At 45.4% G+C, this 17,223-nt stretch carries 14 protein-coding genes; 3 read left to right on the forward strand and 11 right to left on the reverse strand.

The annotated features are described in order from the left end of the window. Window positions 1-91: 91 nt before the first annotated feature. The 4 genes from accA to dnaE all read right to left on the reverse strand — a co-directional run bounded on the left by accA (window position 92) and on the right by dnaE (window position 6,662). A complete protein-coding gene (accA, locus tag ABXS78_RS11755; RefSeq protein WP_366247382.1) occupies window positions 92-1,045 on the reverse strand; it encodes an acetyl-CoA carboxylase carboxyl transferase subunit alpha in 954 nt (317 codons plus the stop codon). Further along, complete coding sequence (gene accD, locus ABXS78_RS11760) at window positions 1,042-1,899, reverse strand: acetyl-CoA carboxylase, carboxyltransferase subunit beta (protein WP_095222156.1); 858 nt, start codon at window positions 1,897-1,899, stop codon at window positions 1,042-1,044. The genes accA and accD overlap by 4 nt, the downstream gene beginning before the upstream one ends. 153 nt (window positions 1,900-2,052) lie before the next feature. Next, on the reverse strand, window positions 2,053-3,291 hold the full coding sequence (locus tag ABXS78_RS11765; protein ID WP_366247383.1) for a malic enzyme-like NAD(P)-binding protein: 1,239 nt from the start codon (window positions 3,289-3,291) through the stop codon (window positions 2,053-2,055). Window positions 3,292-3,389: 98 nt separating this feature from the next. Then, window positions 3,390-6,662, reverse strand: a complete 3,273-nt coding sequence (gene dnaE / locus ABXS78_RS11770) for a DNA polymerase III subunit alpha (RefSeq protein WP_366247384.1) — start codon at window positions 6,660-6,662, stop codon at window positions 3,390-3,392. A 126-nt stretch (window positions 6,663-6,788) separates the two neighbouring features. Between dnaE and ABXS78_RS11775 the strand changes: the two genes are divergently transcribed. Then, window positions 6,789-7,121, forward strand: a complete 333-nt coding sequence (locus ABXS78_RS11775) for a YtrH family sporulation protein (protein WP_038562204.1) — start codon at window positions 6,789-6,791, stop codon at window positions 7,119-7,121. After that, window positions 7,121-7,624 carry a sporulation membrane protein YtrI gene (gene ytrI / locus ABXS78_RS11780; RefSeq protein WP_366247385.1) on the forward strand — a complete coding sequence of 168 codons (504 nt, stop codon included), beginning with the start codon at window positions 7,121-7,123 and terminating at the stop codon, window positions 7,622-7,624. Before ABXS78_RS11775 ends, ytrI begins: the two co-directional genes overlap by 1 nt. Here the strand turns inward: ytrI and ABXS78_RS11785 are convergent. The 3 genes from ABXS78_RS11785 to ABXS78_RS11795 all read right to left on the reverse strand — a co-directional run bounded on the left by ABXS78_RS11785 (window position 7,621) and on the right by ABXS78_RS11795 (window position 10,761). Then, the gene (locus ABXS78_RS11785) at window positions 7,621-8,562 is read right to left on the reverse strand and encodes a bifunctional oligoribonuclease/PAP phosphatase NrnA (RefSeq protein ID WP_366249930.1); all 942 of its coding nucleotides are present in this window, start codon (window positions 8,560-8,562) and stop codon (window positions 7,621-7,623) included. The two genes, ytrI and ABXS78_RS11785, sit on opposite strands and share 4 nt — an antisense overlap. Before the next feature lie 24 nt (window positions 8,563-8,586). Then, entirely contained in the window at window positions 8,587-9,903 is a 1,317-nt protein-coding gene (locus tag ABXS78_RS11790; RefSeq protein ID WP_366247386.1) for a DRTGG domain-containing protein, read from the reverse strand. A gap of 180 nt (window positions 9,904-10,083) precedes the next feature. Then, the gene (locus tag ABXS78_RS11795) at window positions 10,084-10,761 is read right to left on the reverse strand and encodes a metal-dependent hydrolase (protein WP_366247387.1); all 678 of its coding nucleotides are present in this window, start codon (window positions 10,759-10,761) and stop codon (window positions 10,084-10,086) included. 102 nt (window positions 10,762-10,863) lie between these two features. Here ABXS78_RS11795 and ABXS78_RS11800 point away from each other — a divergent pair, with 102 nt between their 5' ends. Continuing rightward, window positions 10,864-11,961 (forward strand): Xaa-Pro peptidase family protein, encoded by a 1,098-nt coding sequence (locus tag ABXS78_RS11800; protein WP_366247388.1) that lies wholly within the window; start codon window positions 10,864-10,866, stop codon window positions 11,959-11,961. A gap of 37 nt (window positions 11,962-11,998) precedes the next feature. On the opposite strand, the gene ald is transcribed toward ABXS78_RS11800, so the two are convergent. From ald to ABXS78_RS11820, 4 genes are all read right to left on the reverse strand, one after another. Next, a complete protein-coding gene (ald, locus tag ABXS78_RS11805; RefSeq protein WP_366247389.1) occupies window positions 11,999-13,117 on the reverse strand; it encodes an alanine dehydrogenase in 1,119 nt (372 codons plus the stop codon). Between the two features lie 124 nt (window positions 13,118-13,241). Continuing rightward, window positions 13,242-14,441, reverse strand: a complete 1,200-nt coding sequence (locus tag ABXS78_RS11810) for an acetate kinase (protein ID WP_095224614.1) — start codon at window positions 14,439-14,441, stop codon at window positions 13,242-13,244. A gap of 105 nt (window positions 14,442-14,546) precedes the next feature. Then, window positions 14,547-15,542, reverse strand: coding sequence for a class I SAM-dependent methyltransferase (locus tag ABXS78_RS11815; RefSeq protein WP_366247390.1), 996 nt, complete (start codon window positions 15,540-15,542; stop codon window positions 14,547-14,549). A gap of 113 nt (window positions 15,543-15,655) precedes the next feature. Next, a complete protein-coding gene (locus ABXS78_RS11820) occupies window positions 15,656-17,020 on the reverse strand; it encodes a 2-hydroxycarboxylate transporter family protein (RefSeq protein ID WP_366247391.1) in 1,365 nt (454 codons plus the stop codon). Window positions 17,021-17,223: the final 203 nt, after the last annotated feature.

Here is a 17,223-nt window from a genome sequence, read left to right on the forward strand (position 1 = left end):
TCTTATTAAAAAAAGTAAGAGAAAGAATTCCGCAAAAAAGCCTATGTAAATCGTTTACAGAAGCGGAAGATGAAGTCAGTTGTACGAGTGCTTATTCAGCAAACGAACCAATATTACTATATTTTTCCCATCTTTGTTCCAGTAATACTTGCTTGTCCAATTTTTCCAATTGAGAAAGATGCTCGGTAATTGCCTGATCCACAAGCTCTGCTTGCGCCGAGAGATCCCGATGTGCACCGCCGCGGATTTCCGGAATAATGTCATCGATAACACCGATTTCTTTCAAGTCAGGTGCTGTAATCTTGAGTTTTTCTGCTGCTTCCTTCGCTTTCCCGCCGTCTTTCCACAGGATGGAAGCTGCACCTTCTGGTGAAATAACAGAGAACGTAGAATTCTCCAGCATAAGCAGACGATCACCCACACCAAGAGCCAATGCGCCGCCGCTGCCGCCTTCTCCGATAACGATGCATATAATCGGTACTTCAAAGCCGGACATTTCCATTAGGTTACGGGCAATTGCTTCACTTTGTCCGCGTTCTTCTGCTGCTCGACCCGGGAATGCACCCTTTGTATCGATGAAGCAAATGATCGGACGGCCAAATTTAGCAGCCTGCTGCATATGACGGGCTGCTTTCCGGAAACCTTCCGGATGCGGCATTCCGAAATTACGGCGGATGTTTTCTTTCGTCGTTTTACCGCGCTGATGACCTACGATTGTTACTGGGCGACCTTTGTACTTGGCGATACCTGCAACTATTGCAGCATCATCTCCATAGTAACGATCTCCATGGAACTCCAGGAAATCAGTGAAAAGCTGCTCCACATAATCAAGTGTCGTTGGACGCTCAGCATGTCGTGCCATTTGCACACGATCCCAAGGCTTCAGGTTCGTATAAATATCATTTTCCAGCTTTTCAAGCCGCGTCTCCAGCTTAACGATTTCTTCCGTTAAATCTAAGTCGCTCTCCTTCGTGAATGTCTTCAGCTCTGCAATCTTTTCACGCAGAGCGATGACTGGCTTCTCGAATTCCAATACTTGTTTCATGATACGTTTCCTCCTGCTTGATGAATATCGAGGATCGTGGTCAGGTATTTTTTCATATCATGGCGATTGATAACATCGTCCAGCTGCCCATGTGCCAATAGGAATTCCGCGGTCTGGAAGTCCTCTGGAAGCTTCTCACGAATTGTTTCTTCTACAACGCGTCTTCCCGCAAAGCCGATTAGTGCTCCTGGCTCGGCAAAGTTATAATCCCCGAGCGACGCAAAACTTGCAGAAACTCCTCCATATGTAGGATTCGTCATGACAGAAATCATCAGTCCGCCAGCATCACGGAAACGCTGGACAGCAGCAGATGTCTTGGCCATCTGCATGAGGCTTAAAGCGCCCTCCTGCATTCTGGCGCCGCCAGATGCTGTGAAAATGATGAACGGAATGTTCGCTTTACGTGCATTTTCAATTGCACGAGCAATCTTTTCCCCGGCTACAGAACCCATGCTTGCCATTCGGAAGCGGGAGTCCATGACAGCAAAGGCTGTACGGAAACCGTTTATCGTACCTTCACCAGTTACGACTGCTTCCTTTAAGCCTGTCTTCAGCTGGTCTTTCTCCAACTTCTGCGTATAGCTTGGGAATCCAAGCGGATTGCCTGTTTTTAAGTCTGTATCATATTCCATAAATGAACCTTCGTCGAACAAGTTGTTAATTCGCTCGTCAGAAGGCAATTGATGATGGTGGCCGCAGTTCGGACACACATTCAATTGCTTTCTCATCTCTTCCCGGTAGTAGATCTTTCCACAATCCGAGCATTTGAGCATGAGTCCTTCAGGAATATCCTGCTTCGCCTCTTCACTCGGCTTAGAAGCATGTTTCTTCTTGCTAAAAAAATCTTTAAGCAAGGTAATTCCTCCTTTTGAACAAACGCATCTAACTATTTATTGTACCATCATTTCCATGTGAGTGCGCGTTAAATTCATCTATGTAAATACACAAAACCCGCGCTAGACAGACATTTTCCAACAATGGAAACGTCTGCCTGTGCAGGTTGCATGTCAGTCTTCGTCGATGAGTGTAAGCTGACGCGTCTTCTCAGCTACTTCTTCTGGATCAACTGTAATGCGGTTGACGCCAGTATCCATCGCTGCTTTTGCTACTGCTTTCGCAACAGCTGGTGCAACGCGCGGATCGAATGGAGCTGGGATAACGTAATCTTCATTTAGATCACTTTCGTCGATTAGCTCAGCAATCGCTTTAGCAGCTGCAATCTTCATTTCCTCGTTGATGCCAGTTGCGCGAACATCCAGCGCACCACGGAAGATACCAGGGAAGGCAAGTACGTTATTCACCTGATTCGGGAAGTCAGAGCGGCCAGTACCGATAACGCGAGCGCCTGCTTCTTTTGCATCAGCTGGCAGGATTTCCGGATCAGGATTAGCCATTGCGAAGATGATAGGATCCTTCGCCATAGTGCGTACGTCGTCTTTTGACAATAGGTTTGCCAAAGATACACCGATGAACACGTCCGCATCCTTGATCGCATCAGATAGGCTACCTTCCTGACGGTCACGGTTCGTGATTTTCGCTACGCGGTCTTTCATTTTGTTCATGCCTTCTGGACGGCCTTCGTAAATCATACCTTTGGAGTCACACATGATAACGTTGTTCACACCAAGGCTGTGCAGCAATTCGATGATTGCGATACCTGCAGCGCCAGCACCGTTAGCTACCACTTTGATGTTATCGAAGCTTTTGCCAACCAATTTCAATGCGTTCAGCAACCCAGCAACCGTTACGATTGCAGTACCATGCTGATCATCATGGAATACTGGAATGTCCGTTTCCGCTTTCAAGCGCTCTTCGATTTCGAAGCAGCGAGGAGCGGAGATGTCCTCTAGGTTCACGCCGCCGAATGTTGGTGCCATCAATTTCACAGTCCGAACGATTTCGTCCACGTCATTTGTGTCAAGCACGATTGGGAAGCTGTCAACTCCTGCGAAGCTTTGGAATAGGACAGATTTTCCTTCCATTACCGGAAGCGATGCTTCTGGACCGATGTTTCCAAGGCCAAGCACGGCAGAGCCGTCACTGACAACTGCAACCATGTTGCCTTTCATTGTGTATTCGTACACGTCATCCTTGTTTTTGTGGATTTCTTTACAAGGCTCAGCTACACCCGGGGAATAAGCAAGGCTCAAATCCGTTGCATTACGGACAGGAATCTTCGACTTCATCGTCAGTTTCCCTTTATTTTCTCGGTGTATTTTCAGAGCATCTTCTCTTAAATTGGACATATTTTATCATCCTTTGTGTAATTTATAACTTGATCGGTACAGACGACTATACATTATAGGCATATCCCACCATGGTGTAAAGAAAGTTAATCAGATCATCACTGCCCTGACACGGCAACGTTTTCTTTTCCGAAATGTTTCCTTAAGATACCCAGGCTTTTCTGGCTTAGCTCGAGGTGATACGAACCAGACAGCTGATAGCTTTTCCGAGTATCCTTGTGTACAACGATGACAGGTACATTTCCGGGATATTGCGCGGCACAATCGCGGACAATATCGAGAACTTCTTCTTCAGCGATAGTATCGTAGCGGATGAATAGCCGTTCCTTACCAGGCTCGAGCTTGTCTTCCTGGAAGAGCTGGCCATCTTGCAGGATAAGCTGTCTTTCCCCATTTCTTTCCTCGATCTTCCCTACTAGATCGAGCAGTTTCTCCTCTTCCAGAAAACGACCGATTTGCCGATGCAAATCAGGAAATACGACGGCTTCGACCTCACCAGTCTCATCCCCAAGTGTCAGGAATGCCATAGGCTGTCCTTTTTTTGTCCGGATCGTCCGCTGCTGGAGCACAACAGCGGCCAATCGTACCTGCTTTTTAGCCGGTAGTGCTTCGAGCTGCTGAACTGCGATATAACCGCTGCTGCGGAGATCACCCCGATAGCTTGCGAGCGGATGACTGGAAATATACAAACCAAGCACTTCTTTTTCATGCTTTAGAGTGGTCATTGATGAAAAAGGCTCCTGCTTCTCATAGGTGGCCTCAAATTCGACTTCTCCAAGCAGCGATGGCTGATCGTATAATTCTCTGAACAATTCTGCCTGCTCAATTGCTTTATCAATCGTGGCTAATACTGCAGCTCTGTTATTATGCATAGTATCGAAAGCCCCGGCTAATATGAGCTGCTCCAGTGCAGACTTACTGATGGACACTCGAATGCAGAAATCGAAAAGATGCTTGAATGGTCCATCTTTCCTGGCATCAATAATCTGGCGTACCACTTGGGCACCGATACCTTTGATTGTCAGCAAGCCCATTCTAATATTTCTGTTTTCCACTGTATACTTGCCAAAGCTTTTATTGATGGAAGGAGCTAAGACCTTGATTCCGCTGTCAGATGCTTCACGGATATACTGCCGAATCTTATCTGGCTGATTCGCTGCGCCACTCATCAATTCAGCAAAAAAGTTAGCAGGAAAATGCGCTTTTAAGTAAGCCAGCTGATAGGCCAGGTAGCTGTATGCGACTGCATGACTGCGGTTGAATCCGTAGTTGGCGAACTTCACGATCCAGGAAAATACTTCCTTGGCAGTATCGGTAGTGTATCCATTTTCTATACAGCCTGAAAGAAAGCGGCTTTCTTCTTTTTCCAGTACCTCAGCATCTTTTTTACTAACTGCTCTGCGCAGTAAATCCGCTTCCCCTAGCTTATAGCCAGCCATGGAGGCTGCTATTTGCATGATTTGTTCCTGGTATACAAGAACACCATATGTCTTCTCCAGAATCGGCGCAAGCCTTTCATGCGGATAGCTGACAGCTTCTTCCCCGTGTTTACGACGGACAAAGACGGGGATATAACTCATCGGACCTGGTCGGTACAACGCATTGACAGCGACAATATCTTCAAATGATGACGGCTTCAGCTGACGCAGCACTTGCTTCATACCGCTTGATTCAAATTGGAACACACCATTCGTGCGTCCTTCCCGGAATAAACGGAAAGTCATTTCGTCATCCAGCGGAACCGATTCTATATCTGGTTGTTTCGGCAAGCTGTTCAGAACATGATCCATCAGAGTCAGGTTTCGCAATCCAAGGAAATCCATTTTCAACAGACCAAGCTGCTCCAGCTCCTTCATAGAAAATTGTGTCAATGCTACCTCGTCATGCCCTGAAGCGAGTGGGACTGTTTTCACGAGCGGATCGGCACTGATGACGACACCAGCGGCATGCGTCGATGCATGCCGCGGCAATCCCTCGAGCTTGACGCCGATTCGGAATAACCGCTTCAGCTGCTCGGATTCTTTTACATAGGCAGTAAGTTCTTCCGAAGCCTTTAAACCAGCAGACAATGATGCTGCGTTATTCGGAATCATCTTAAGCAAGTAAGCAGCATCTGCCTGCGGTATCTCCATCGTTTTAATGAGCTCTCTCAAAAGGGAGCGGGCTGCAAAGGTACCGAATGTTATGATTTGTGCTACATGGTCTGCGCCATATTTATCCCGTACATAGCGGATGACCTCATCCCTGCGGTAGTCAGAGAAGTCAATATCAATATCCGGCATCGAGATTCGTTCCGGATTGAGGAAACGTTCGAATAAAAGACCATAAGCTAATGGATCCACCGCTGTAATGCCCAGTACATAGGCAACGAGCGAACCAGCGGCTGATCCGCGGCCAGGACCGACACGGATGCCGTGTTCCTTTGCATATCGGACGAAATCCCAAACGATAAGGAAATAATCACTAAAGCCCATTTCCTTTATTACGTTTAGCTCATATGTCAGCCGATCTCTTGCATCCTTCCTATCCCCATATAGCTCCTGAAGCCGAATACTGCATAGTTGACTCAAATATGTATCAGCTTGTTCTTCTTGAGGAACTGGGTATGCAGGCAAATGGCGACCGCCAAGCTGCAGCTGAATCGTACATCGCTCAGCGATGGAGCCGGCCTCAGCCAGCGCTTCACGCCATAATACACTATCGGAAAGCCGTTCCATTTCTGCTCCTGTACGCAAATGATGCGTCGGTTGTACATCATGCACTAGTGGCTCCCAGGTTGCTCCTTCTTCAATTGCAAGCAGACAATGATATGCATCGATATCATCTTCCTGCACATAGCGCACGTCTCCAGTTGCCGCGTATCGAAGATTGTATTGCTGCTGCCAATTGGTCAAGGTCTGGTCATCCAGGTAACGCACTTCTTCCGGACTGATACCAGCATACAGCCGTTCACCAAATATGGATCGCCATGGATCGATCTGAAGCTGTATCAATGTGTGCGTTGGAATTATTGCAATGACTCCATTCGCATATGCTTCCAATAATGCAATTGGCAAATGATTTGTTTCATTCGTTTGCAAGTATGTACTTAATTCTACTAGCTGCTGATATCCAGTATCATTTTCTGCAAGCAAGAGAACTTTCATCACTTGCCCTTCTGCCTCGACTGGAACATGGATTCCGATAATCGGTTTTATGCCTGCCTCTAAACAAGCCTGATAAAACGGCACAACTCCGTACATTACCACGTCATCCGTCAGGGCCAAAGCTTCAAAACCTGCTTCCTTGGCTTTCTTCACTAATTGAGGAATTTTAATTGTACTCTGATAGAAGCTATAACTGCTTCTGATTTGCAGATGCGAGAACTCCATACATCATTACCGTCCTTTTTTACACTCTCTCCATTATATACGAAATCTTGCAGACATTGAAATGACTAACATAACTTGTCCTGAGCTGCCATAGGGTAGAAAAAGACTTTGAAAAGGAGTTTCAGCATGGAAGAACGAGTTATCATTTCAATGATGCATTGTTATTTCATTGCACTCGGCGTTATGATCGGGGGCTGTTTCATCGGCAGTATTGGTGCTTTTGCTACTGGAGAACCACCACTCACCGCCATCAAGCGTATTTCCAGCGGTATTCGGATCTGGGCTATCATTGCGGCAATCGGCGGAACATTCGATGCTATTACTAATTTCGAAAAAGGTATCTATCAAGGGGCGACTTTTGATGTCATCAAACAAATTCTTATCATCATCGCTGCGATGGGAGGAGTAAAAACCGCACTCTTGATCATCGGCTGGTTCATCCAGGAGGATGTCTCCTAATGCACATACCGCCGATTTATAAGCAGACTGGGTGGCAGCGCTTTTTGGTCGGATTTTTCCTTGGGGGAATCATTTCCTATTTTGTCTATCTGTTCATGTATGGCACATTATTTGAAGACTGGGTGAAGGAAAAAGTAGAAATGGAAGGTACGATACACGACTTGGAACGGGATATCGAAGTATTGAAGGACAACAATGAAGAAATGAATGAACTGCAGCAGGAAGGTCTTCTTATTGATGAAATCACGGTTGCTATTGAACCAGATGACAGCCTGGAGCTGGACAAATTAATTGAGCATGAACTAAAGGAAGCGATTAAGGAAGAAGCACGCCATATGATCGGCCGCAGTGTTAATGGAGCTGTCCAAAGCACCCCTCTATTGCTAGGTGCGATTGAAAATAAGGTTTATGAACTGGATGGATTTCGTTATAAAGTCGCTGTCAAGCAGCTGATCATTTCCGAGATCCTCTACTTGACAGTGACAGTGGAGACAGACATTTAGTTTGATTCAAACTGACGGCAAATATCTTGCAAATCCCGCTCGAGTCTGGCAGCTTCATCCCAGCTGTACACCGTAGCACCAGAAGCAAACGCATGACCGCCGCCATTGTATTTCCCGGCCAACCCATTGATCACAGGCCCTTTCGACCGGATCCGCACTCGAATCTGTTCTTCTTCTTCAACGAAAAACAGCCATGCTTTGACGCCTTCTATACTGGCAATTGTGCCGACAAGCTGACTTGTTTCCAAAGAAGTCACTCCGTAGGATGCAAGAATATCCTTTGTAATACGGATTGCACAAACACCGGTTTCATGCAATTCCAGTTGCTGGAGGATATATCCCTGAAGTCTGGCGACATCAAGCCTCGAAGCATACAGTTTTTCATAAAGCACCGTCCGGTCAAAGGGATGCTTAATCAATTCACCAGCATAGTGGAATGTCTTCTCGCTTGTTGAGGGGAATAGGAAACGTCCCGTGTCACCGACAATACCAGCATATAATAACATTGCGCCCCGAGTCGTCAGCTGAAGCTCTGGATGCGCTGTATACAATTCGTAAATCATTTCACTTGTTGAACTGGCTGTAGGAACAACCCACTGAATATCTCCATATCGATCCACTTCCGGATGATGATCTATCTTGATGATTTCTTTGGCTAGCTTATACCGCTGGTCAGAAATACGCGGCTGATTAGCAGCATCGCAAATGATGACAAGCGCTTGCTCAAATACGCTGTCAGCTATCGTATCCATCTCTGCCAGGAATGTCAGTGATGGATCAGCATCACCTACAACCCATACCTGTTTATTTGGAAATGATGCCCTTATGATTTCACTCAATCCGACCTGTGAGCCATACGCATCCGGATCCGGCCGGACATGGCGCTGAATGATGATTGTTTCATATTCTTTAATTCTTTCCAGGATTCTATCGTGCATCATATCCCCCTCTATGTATCTGCCTCAGCGATCCAATAACTGTGCCATAAGCAGTGCTTTTGCAACTAATGTTTTCTTGTTACTATACACTTCCACATCCATTTTCGCCAGCTTCCGACCAACTTCCAGTATTCGCGGCTTGATGAGGATCGTGCTGTCCAGCTGAATGGGACGCAGGAAATAGACGGATATATTATCGACTACCATATCCCCCTTCTTCATCTTCCGGACAAAACGTCGGCTTGCTTCCGTGACAAACGTTGTCAGAACCCCGGTAGAAAGACTGCCAAGCTGATTTGTCATCTGCGGAGTTACTTTCCCTTGGAATACGATGTCTGGCGCCTCATCTTCCAGCAAATCTATCTCTCTCGTTACCAAATCCTCAATTGTTTCACCGATTTGCGGCTGCAGTTGGATTTGCTGAAGCGCTTTTAAAACATCCTGCCTGGAAATCAAACCCTGCAGTTTATGCTGCTGATCGACAACCGGAATAATCTCAATACCTTCCCAAACCATCATATGAGCAGCATATGCGAGGGTCGTATGCTTCTGAACGGTAAGCGGATTCTTTGTCATTGCCTTTACAACTGACAGCTGTCTGTCTTTATTGATGATATCCTTTGAGGTGACCATTCCTGTTACCTTTTGGGCAGCATTAGTTACTGGATAACGTGTATGAGTCGTTTCCGCATTGAACGTATACCATCTTTCAAGCGTATCCGTTTCCTGCAAATGATATGTATGCTGCAATGGTGTGTAAATATCCTCTACTACTATAATCTCTTTCTTGATCATCTGATCATAAATCGCTCGGTTAATCAGTTCTGCAACCGTAAATGTATCATAGCTCGTCGAGATGACAGGAAGCTCCTTCTCATCTGCCAACCGCTTAATACGGTCATCCGTGTCAAATCCACCGGTGATGAGCACAGCCGCCCCTTCCTTGATGGCCAGTTCATGCGCTTCAATACGGTTACCGACGATGAGAAGAGCATCCTTTTGGGTATAGCGCATCATAGCATCAAGTTCCATCGCACCGATAACGAATTTATTAAGCGTTTTATGCAAGCCATCCCTGCCTCCAAGCACTTGACCATCCACGATCCCAATAATTTCCGCAAAAGATAAGCGATCGAAATTATCTTTGATCTTTGTTTCGATCCTCACAGTACCGACACGCTCGATTGTACTGACCAGCCCTTTATTCTCCGCCTCTTTGATAGCACGGTAAGCCGTTCCTTCACTTACATTTAATTCCTTGGCAATTGCACGTACGGATATTTTCCCGCCAACCGGAAGGTTCTCAATATATTTAATAATCTGATCGTGTTTTGTCGACATTCGTTCACCGTGTCCTTATCTGTACTAGTCTTTTTTTATCTATTGTTATTGTACAGTTTTTAGGTGAAGGTTTCAATTTAAGAAGAGAAATTGCTCTTTTTCTTAGAAAATAACATTCTAAAATCATTCCAATCACTATAACAGATAAAAACAGCACCCTATCACAGGATGCTGTTTTCTTTAGATTGTAATGGATTGACCAGGCTCAAGGTGGACACCTTGACCAGGTTTCACTTTTTCAGCAAATGCCGCGCCATCCTGTTCAATCAATGGGAATGTATTGTAATGAATCGGAACGACTTGTTTGGCCTTTACCCACTCAGCGGCAATCAGCGCATCCTCCGGACCCATCGTGAAATTATCTCCAATAGGTAGCAAAGCAACGTCAATGGAGTTCGTATCTCCGATAAGTTTCATATCCGAGAACAATCCTGTATCACCGGCGTGATAGATTGTCTTTCCTTCAGCAGTGAACAGAATCCCTGTAGGCATTCCCATGTAGTGGGTGCCATCTTCATCTGTAATAGCACTGCTGTGAAATGCCTGAGTCAGCTTTACACGTCCAAATTCAAATTCATGTGCACCGCCGATACCCATTGGATGTGTGTTCAATCCTTTGCCTTCCAAGTAGACTGCCAATTCGTTCGGCGCTACCACTAGCGCACCGGTTCTTTTAGCTATCGAGATTGTATCTCCGACATGGTCATTGTGGCCGTGTGTCAGCAGAATCACATCTGGCTGCACATCGTCTGCATTCAAATCACATGTAGCATTTCCAGTGATGAACGGGTCGATTAATATCGTATGCTTTTCGGTAATAATCTGTACTACAGCTTGTCCGTGGAATGAGATTTTCACGTTTACAACCCCTTTTCATTTTTTCGCATTTAGTTTACCACAGTTATATACGGAAGAAACGCAATACGTTTTTTGCTATACTTAGGGAAAGGAGGTTTTACCATGCAACACAGAATCGATACATTATTAAACCAGCTAAAAGGTGACCAGGCAGACAGCGTGTTCATCACCTCCATGGAGAACGTGTATTATGTGAGCAATTATTATACAGATCCGCATGAACGACTCGTCGCTGTTTTTGCAGATCAAAAGGATGCACCACTGCTAATCCTTCCGGCAATGGAAAAAGAAGACGCCCTACAAGCCGGCTGGAAAGAAGAAATGCTTACATACCACGACCATGAGGATGTCTGGCAGCTGTTCAAGGATTACTTGAAAGAACGAGGTCGTATTCCAGCTTTCATGGGAATTGAAAAGGATCATATGTCCGTAATGCGATTAGAGATGCTGCAGCATATTCTGCCAGATACGGCATTTACGAATGCAACGGAACTCCTGCAGAATCAACGCAACATCAAAGACAAAAAAGAATACACATTGTTGAAACAAGCAGCGGTACTTGCTGATTTCGGCGTCAAGAAAGGCATCGAGGCAATCGCAGCCGGAAAGAGTGAATTGCAGATTACAGCGGAGCTTGAATACGCATTGAAGCAAGAAGGAGTAACGAGCATGTCATTTGCGACAACCGTTTTGTCCGGTGCGAAGACCGCCTCTCCGCACGGAACTCCGGACGGCAAACAGATTGCACCAGGAGATCTCGTTTTATTCGATTTAGGCGTCATCTTCGAAGGCTACTGCTCAGATATTACCCGGACTGTTGCTTATAAGCAGGTAACAGCTGATCAGCAGCATATCCATGATACTGTGCGAATCGCGCTCGAAAAAGCGACAGCAGCATCACGTGTAGGAACTGCCATCTCAGAAATTGATAGAGCTGCCCGCGGCCATATCGAACAGGCTGGCTATGGTGAGTATTTTACGCACCGTGTCGGACACGGATTGGGAATCGGGGTACATGAATTTCCATCATTGTCCAGTAACAATACACAAGCATTACAGGAAGGCATGTGCTACACCATCGAGCCTGGTATTTATTTACCTGGTGTCGGCGGCGTACGTATCGAGGATGATATTTTCCTTACAAAGAACGGTCCGGATGTGCTTACAGCTTATCCACGCGATCTTCAAATTATCGACTAAAAAAAGAGCATCTGCTTTAGGGCAGATGCTCTTTTTTTTATCTCTGCAGCAGTTTGTCAGCTGCTTCAAACGTTAGATCATGGGCTTCCGCTACTGCCTGATACGTCACAAAACCATCCAATGTGTTGATTCCTTTTGCTAGCGATGGATTGTTCAGACAAGCTTGCTGATATCCTTTATTCGCAAGCTGTAATGCATAAGGAACGGTTACATTTGTCAGCCCGATTGTTGAGGTACGCGGAACTGCACCCGGCATATTGGCAACTGCGTAATGCAGCACATCATGCTTGGTGTACGTCGGGTTATCATGTGTCGTAATTTTATCAGATGTCGCAAAAATACCTCCCTGATCAATTGCGACATCGACGACAACAGATCCTGGCTTCATACTGGCAATCATCTCTTCAGTCACCAGCTTCGGCGCTTTGGCACCCGGTATGAGAACAGCTCCAATAACTAAATCCGATTCTTTTACTGCCTCCGCGATATTAAGCGGATTGGAAACAACCGTATTGATTGAGCTGCCGAACAAATCGTCAAGCTCACGCAGACGCTGCGGACTCAAATCGACAATCGTGACATCTGCACCAAGACCGACAGCGATTTTTGCTGCATTGGTTCCAACAACACCGCCGCCTATAATCGTGACTTTACCTCTCTTCACTCCTGGTATACCGGACATTAAGATACCGCTGCCGCCATACGGCTTTTCCAGGAATTGCGCACCGATTTGTGATGCCATGCGGCCAGCGACTTCACTCATCGGTGTAAGAAGCGGCAGGGAGCGATCCTCCAGCTGAACTGTTTCATAAGCGATAGCGACGACTTTCTTCTCGATTAAAGCATTCGTCAACGACCCTTCTGCTGCGAGGTGCAGATATGTGAAAAGAATGAGACCTTCATAGAAATAATCGTATTCTTCCGGAAGCGGCTCCTTGACTTTCATAACCATTTCTTTACTCCAGACATCCGCCGCAGTCGGGACAATAACAGCACCAGCTTGCTCATATTGTTCATCTGTAAAGCCTGATCCGAGCCCTGCTCCTGTCTCGATGAACACGTCATGCCCTGCTTCATGCAACAGTGTCACGCCAGAAGGTGCCATAGCAACTCGGTTTTCGTTATTCTTTATTTCCTTCGGTACGCCAATCTTCATTCTGCTTGCCTCCATTTCATATGTAACAAGACTTTCCTTTCGTCCCAAGTATACCATTGTTTCCGCTTATTAAAACGCAAAAAAAGCTAGTCCCATTAGGTCTGGGACTAGCTTTTCTGCTAAATTATTTTGTTACAGTTTCAGAAAGGCGAACTGTGTCTCTTGCAATCATAACTTCTTCGTTTGTTGGGATAACAATTACCTTCACTGGAGAGTGCGGATAAGTTAGGAATTGTTCTTTCCCGCGTACATTATTCAAGGATGGATCATAATAGACACCCATGAATTCCAGTCCTTTAAGAACACGTTCACGAACAGTCGTACTATTTTCACCAACACCAGCAGTGAAGATGATTGCGTCTACTCCGCTCATACGCGCAGCATAAGAACCAAGGTATTTGTGGATTCTTTCTGCAAAGACATCAAGTGCAAGCTCTGCACGCTCATCGCCTGCTTCAGATTTGCTTTCAATGTCACGCAAGTCACTGGAGAAACCAGATAGCGCAAGCATTCCGCTCTCTTTGTTCAATACATGCAATACTTCATCAGCTGTTTTGCCTGTTTTACGCATGATGAACGGAATAAGTGCAGGGTCGATATTACCAGAGCGTGTACCCATCGTTACACCAGCTAGTGGTGTGAAGCCCATGGATGTATCAACTGATTTCCCGCCTTCAATAGCAGCAATACTTGCCCCGTTACCAAGGTGGCAAGAGATCAAGCGAAGCTGTTCAACTGGTCGGTCCATCAATTCAGCAGCACGCTGAGATACGTATTTATGGCTTGTTCCGTGGAAACCATATTTACGGATGCCGTATTTTTCATAATAGTCATATGGAAGACTGTATAGATAAGACTCAGGCGGCATTGTTTGATGGAAAGCTGTATCGAAAACAGCAACAGCCGGAATGTTCGGCAGAATTTCCTTGAATGCACGGATTCCTGTTAAGTTTGCTGGGTTGTGTAATGGTGCTAGCTCAGATACTTCTGCAATCTCTTCCATCACTTGGTCTGTGATAAGAACAGAGTCACTGAATTTCTCTCCGCCGTGTACAACACGGTGGCCAACGCCGTCGATTTCATCCAAGGAAGAAATGACGCCAGTGGAAGTCAGCTTTTCAAGCAACATTTTTACTGCTTCTTCATGATTTTCAATATCTTTAGTTGTTTCATCTTTTTCACCATTGAATTTGATAGTGAAGATGGAATCATTCAGTCCGATACGTTCTACGAGACCCACTGCCTTTACATCTTCCTCAGGCATGTGGATTAGCTGGAATTTTAGTGAAGAACTACCAGCGTTGATTGCTAAAATATTACTCAACATGTTCAGCCCCTTGTAAACTTTTACGTACTTCCCTATTTTACCTGTCTCGACAAGCTCATTGCAAGATATGTCGAGGACTTGTTTTAGTTTTCATTAATTTTTTTAGTTTTTTAAACCAGATAGCTCATTATCGAACCAATCGTTGATCTGTTTCAGGACATTTGCCATCGCATTTGGATTCTTGAAGGACGGAAGCTGTACGAGCAATGCTTGCTTCGGCGCTTTAGTTAGCGTCCCCTTTTTCTGCAGAATCAAAACACTTTTCGCTTGGGATTCATTTTTGAACATGCTCTCAGGAAATTGAAGTAATCCGACGATATGTGCATGCTGCTGCAGGAATGTATGCAGCGAACGAGCTTGATCACTTTCAAACAAGAAGTTCGGCACAACAAATAGCAGATAACCGCCTTCCCTTGTATAATGAAGGCTCTGTTCAATGAACAGATGGTGGGAGTAAGAATGCCCCTCTTCCGCTTTTAGTTCAAATTGTGCCGCTTGAATATCATCAGGGTAATAACCGACTGGCAAATCACTCACAACCAAATCAACTGGCTCGAGAAGGAATGGCCGCAGGCTGTCCTGATGGAAAAATTCAATTTGCCTTTGCTGCATATTGGCATTCATGACAGCAAGCTGAATCAATGTCGGATCCACATCACTGCCGTAAGCTTGCCCTTCCCCCTCTACTTGATTCAAAACTGCCGTAAGCAGATTACCTGTACCTACAGCTGGATCGAATATACGAAAATCTTCATTTTCCCCAACAAGTTTATTCGTCAAGTAACCGATCAGCATCGCAACAGTATCCGGTGTCAGCATGTGCTGCTGCTGGGTTGCACCTTTCATACCTTTCAGGATAGACAGCTGGATACCTTTACGGATCTCCTCTTTTTTATAGCTTTGACCATCGAAAACAGCCGCGTGCTTCTCCAGCTGCTGTTTTAATAATGGCTGTTCTGTAATTTCTGTATCGCGATCCAATATATATTCCATTGCTGCACCAAGTGCATCAAGATAAGGTATGTTTTCACGTGTTTCCAATGCCTCGGCCATTTGGTCAAGTGCTTGGTAAACCTTTTCGACATTCTGTTGTTCCACGTATCTTTTCCTCCATTTCTCTGCATCTGCCTTATTGTATCAAAAGCAGCGGACAGAAGCGAGAACAGGCTCTGCTGCAAGCAAAAAGCCCAGCCGAAGCTGAGCTTTGCTTTTTAGCCGAAGAAATGCATCAATGCTGTTGCACCGATAACCGTAGCAGCACCACCAAGACGAGTGGAGATCTGTGCGAACGGCATCAACGCCATACGGCCGGAAGCAGAAAGGATCGCAACGTCCCCAGTACCGCCAAGACCGCTGTGGCAAGCTGTAACGATACAAGCTTCAACAGGATACATATTCATCAATTTACCTACAAAGTAACCAGTAGCAGCCATTGCGATAACAACGGATGCACATGTTACTGCAAATCCGATTGTGAAGACACTTGCTACATCTTCAAGCGGAATGAAGACAATACCCAAACCAACCATTAAAGGCCATGTAAACGCAGTAGATACGAATTTGTACAATTGCTGGGCACCAGTTTGAAGCTTTGCAGGCAACAAGTTACCAGACTTGATGATTGTTGCAGCAATGATCATAATGATTGCGCCGGAAAGTGTGAAGCCAGCCACTACATGAATCCAATGCTCGACAACTCGTCCAAGAACGAACAAACTCATTGCAACAAGGAGACCCGCTCCCATCAAACTGAAATCGATTGCTTTAGTTGAGCTTTCTTTTGCAGCTTCCAATACTTTATCGCCCTTGTTGGAGCGAACTAGTTTATCATGTCCTGCAAGCTCTGGGCGTTTTTCACCGAGTTTCTTCATTAGTCCAGCGATGATGATGGCACAAACGTTACCAATAATTGCAGCTGGAACCAACTGAGAGATATAAGTTGAAGCATCTCCTCCGAGAACACCCGCATAACCTGCAGACAATGGCAGGATACCCTCACCAATACCGCCTGCGATGATCGGAACTACAATGTAGAAGAATGTATGATGTGCGCTGTAACCGAATAGCATACCAACTAAAGTACCTACTGTTACTGCCGCAATCGTACCAGTTACCAATGGAATGAACATACGGATGAAGCCTTGGATAAGGACTGTCCGGTTCATACCAAGAATACTACCTACAACCAAACACGCGATGTAGAAGTAAAGGAAGTTGGATCCGTCTGATGTCATCAGCTGATCGACTGCTTCCAAAGTTGTAGAGCTCAATGTGCCAAAGAATACAAGCATGGATGGGACGAACAAGGATAAAATTGCTGGTCCTCCGATGCTGTTGAAGTAAGGTATGCGCTGACCGATATCTCCTAGCAGCACACCTAGCACCATGATGACTGCGAAGCCGCCGATCATGTCAGTAGGCAATTGGTTGGTGTATGCTGCAATAAGAACGATGATTGCTAATACGATATACACCGGAAGCGGCATAACACCGACTTTCCATTCCATAATTTTGTTAAAGCCTGATGGCTTTTGGTTGTTGGATTGTGGATCGCTTGTATGCGATTTCATTTCCATAGTAATGCACCCCCTAAGTAGATACGACTATTCTAATTTAACCAAAATTAACTGTGTTATTTTTTAACTAAACTAAATATAATATAACTTTTGTAATTAAAAAAACGACATGCAAGTTTCCTTAGCATTCCTAGTTGAGACATGGCGGATACATACCTTTTCTAACCAGTTTCTTCTGGCATGTAAGCTGCAATGCTGGAATA

It is taken from the genome of Terribacillus aidingensis, assembly GCF_040703035.1.
Taxonomy (GTDB): Bacteria; Bacillota; Bacilli; order Bacillales; family Amphibacillaceae; genus Terribacillus.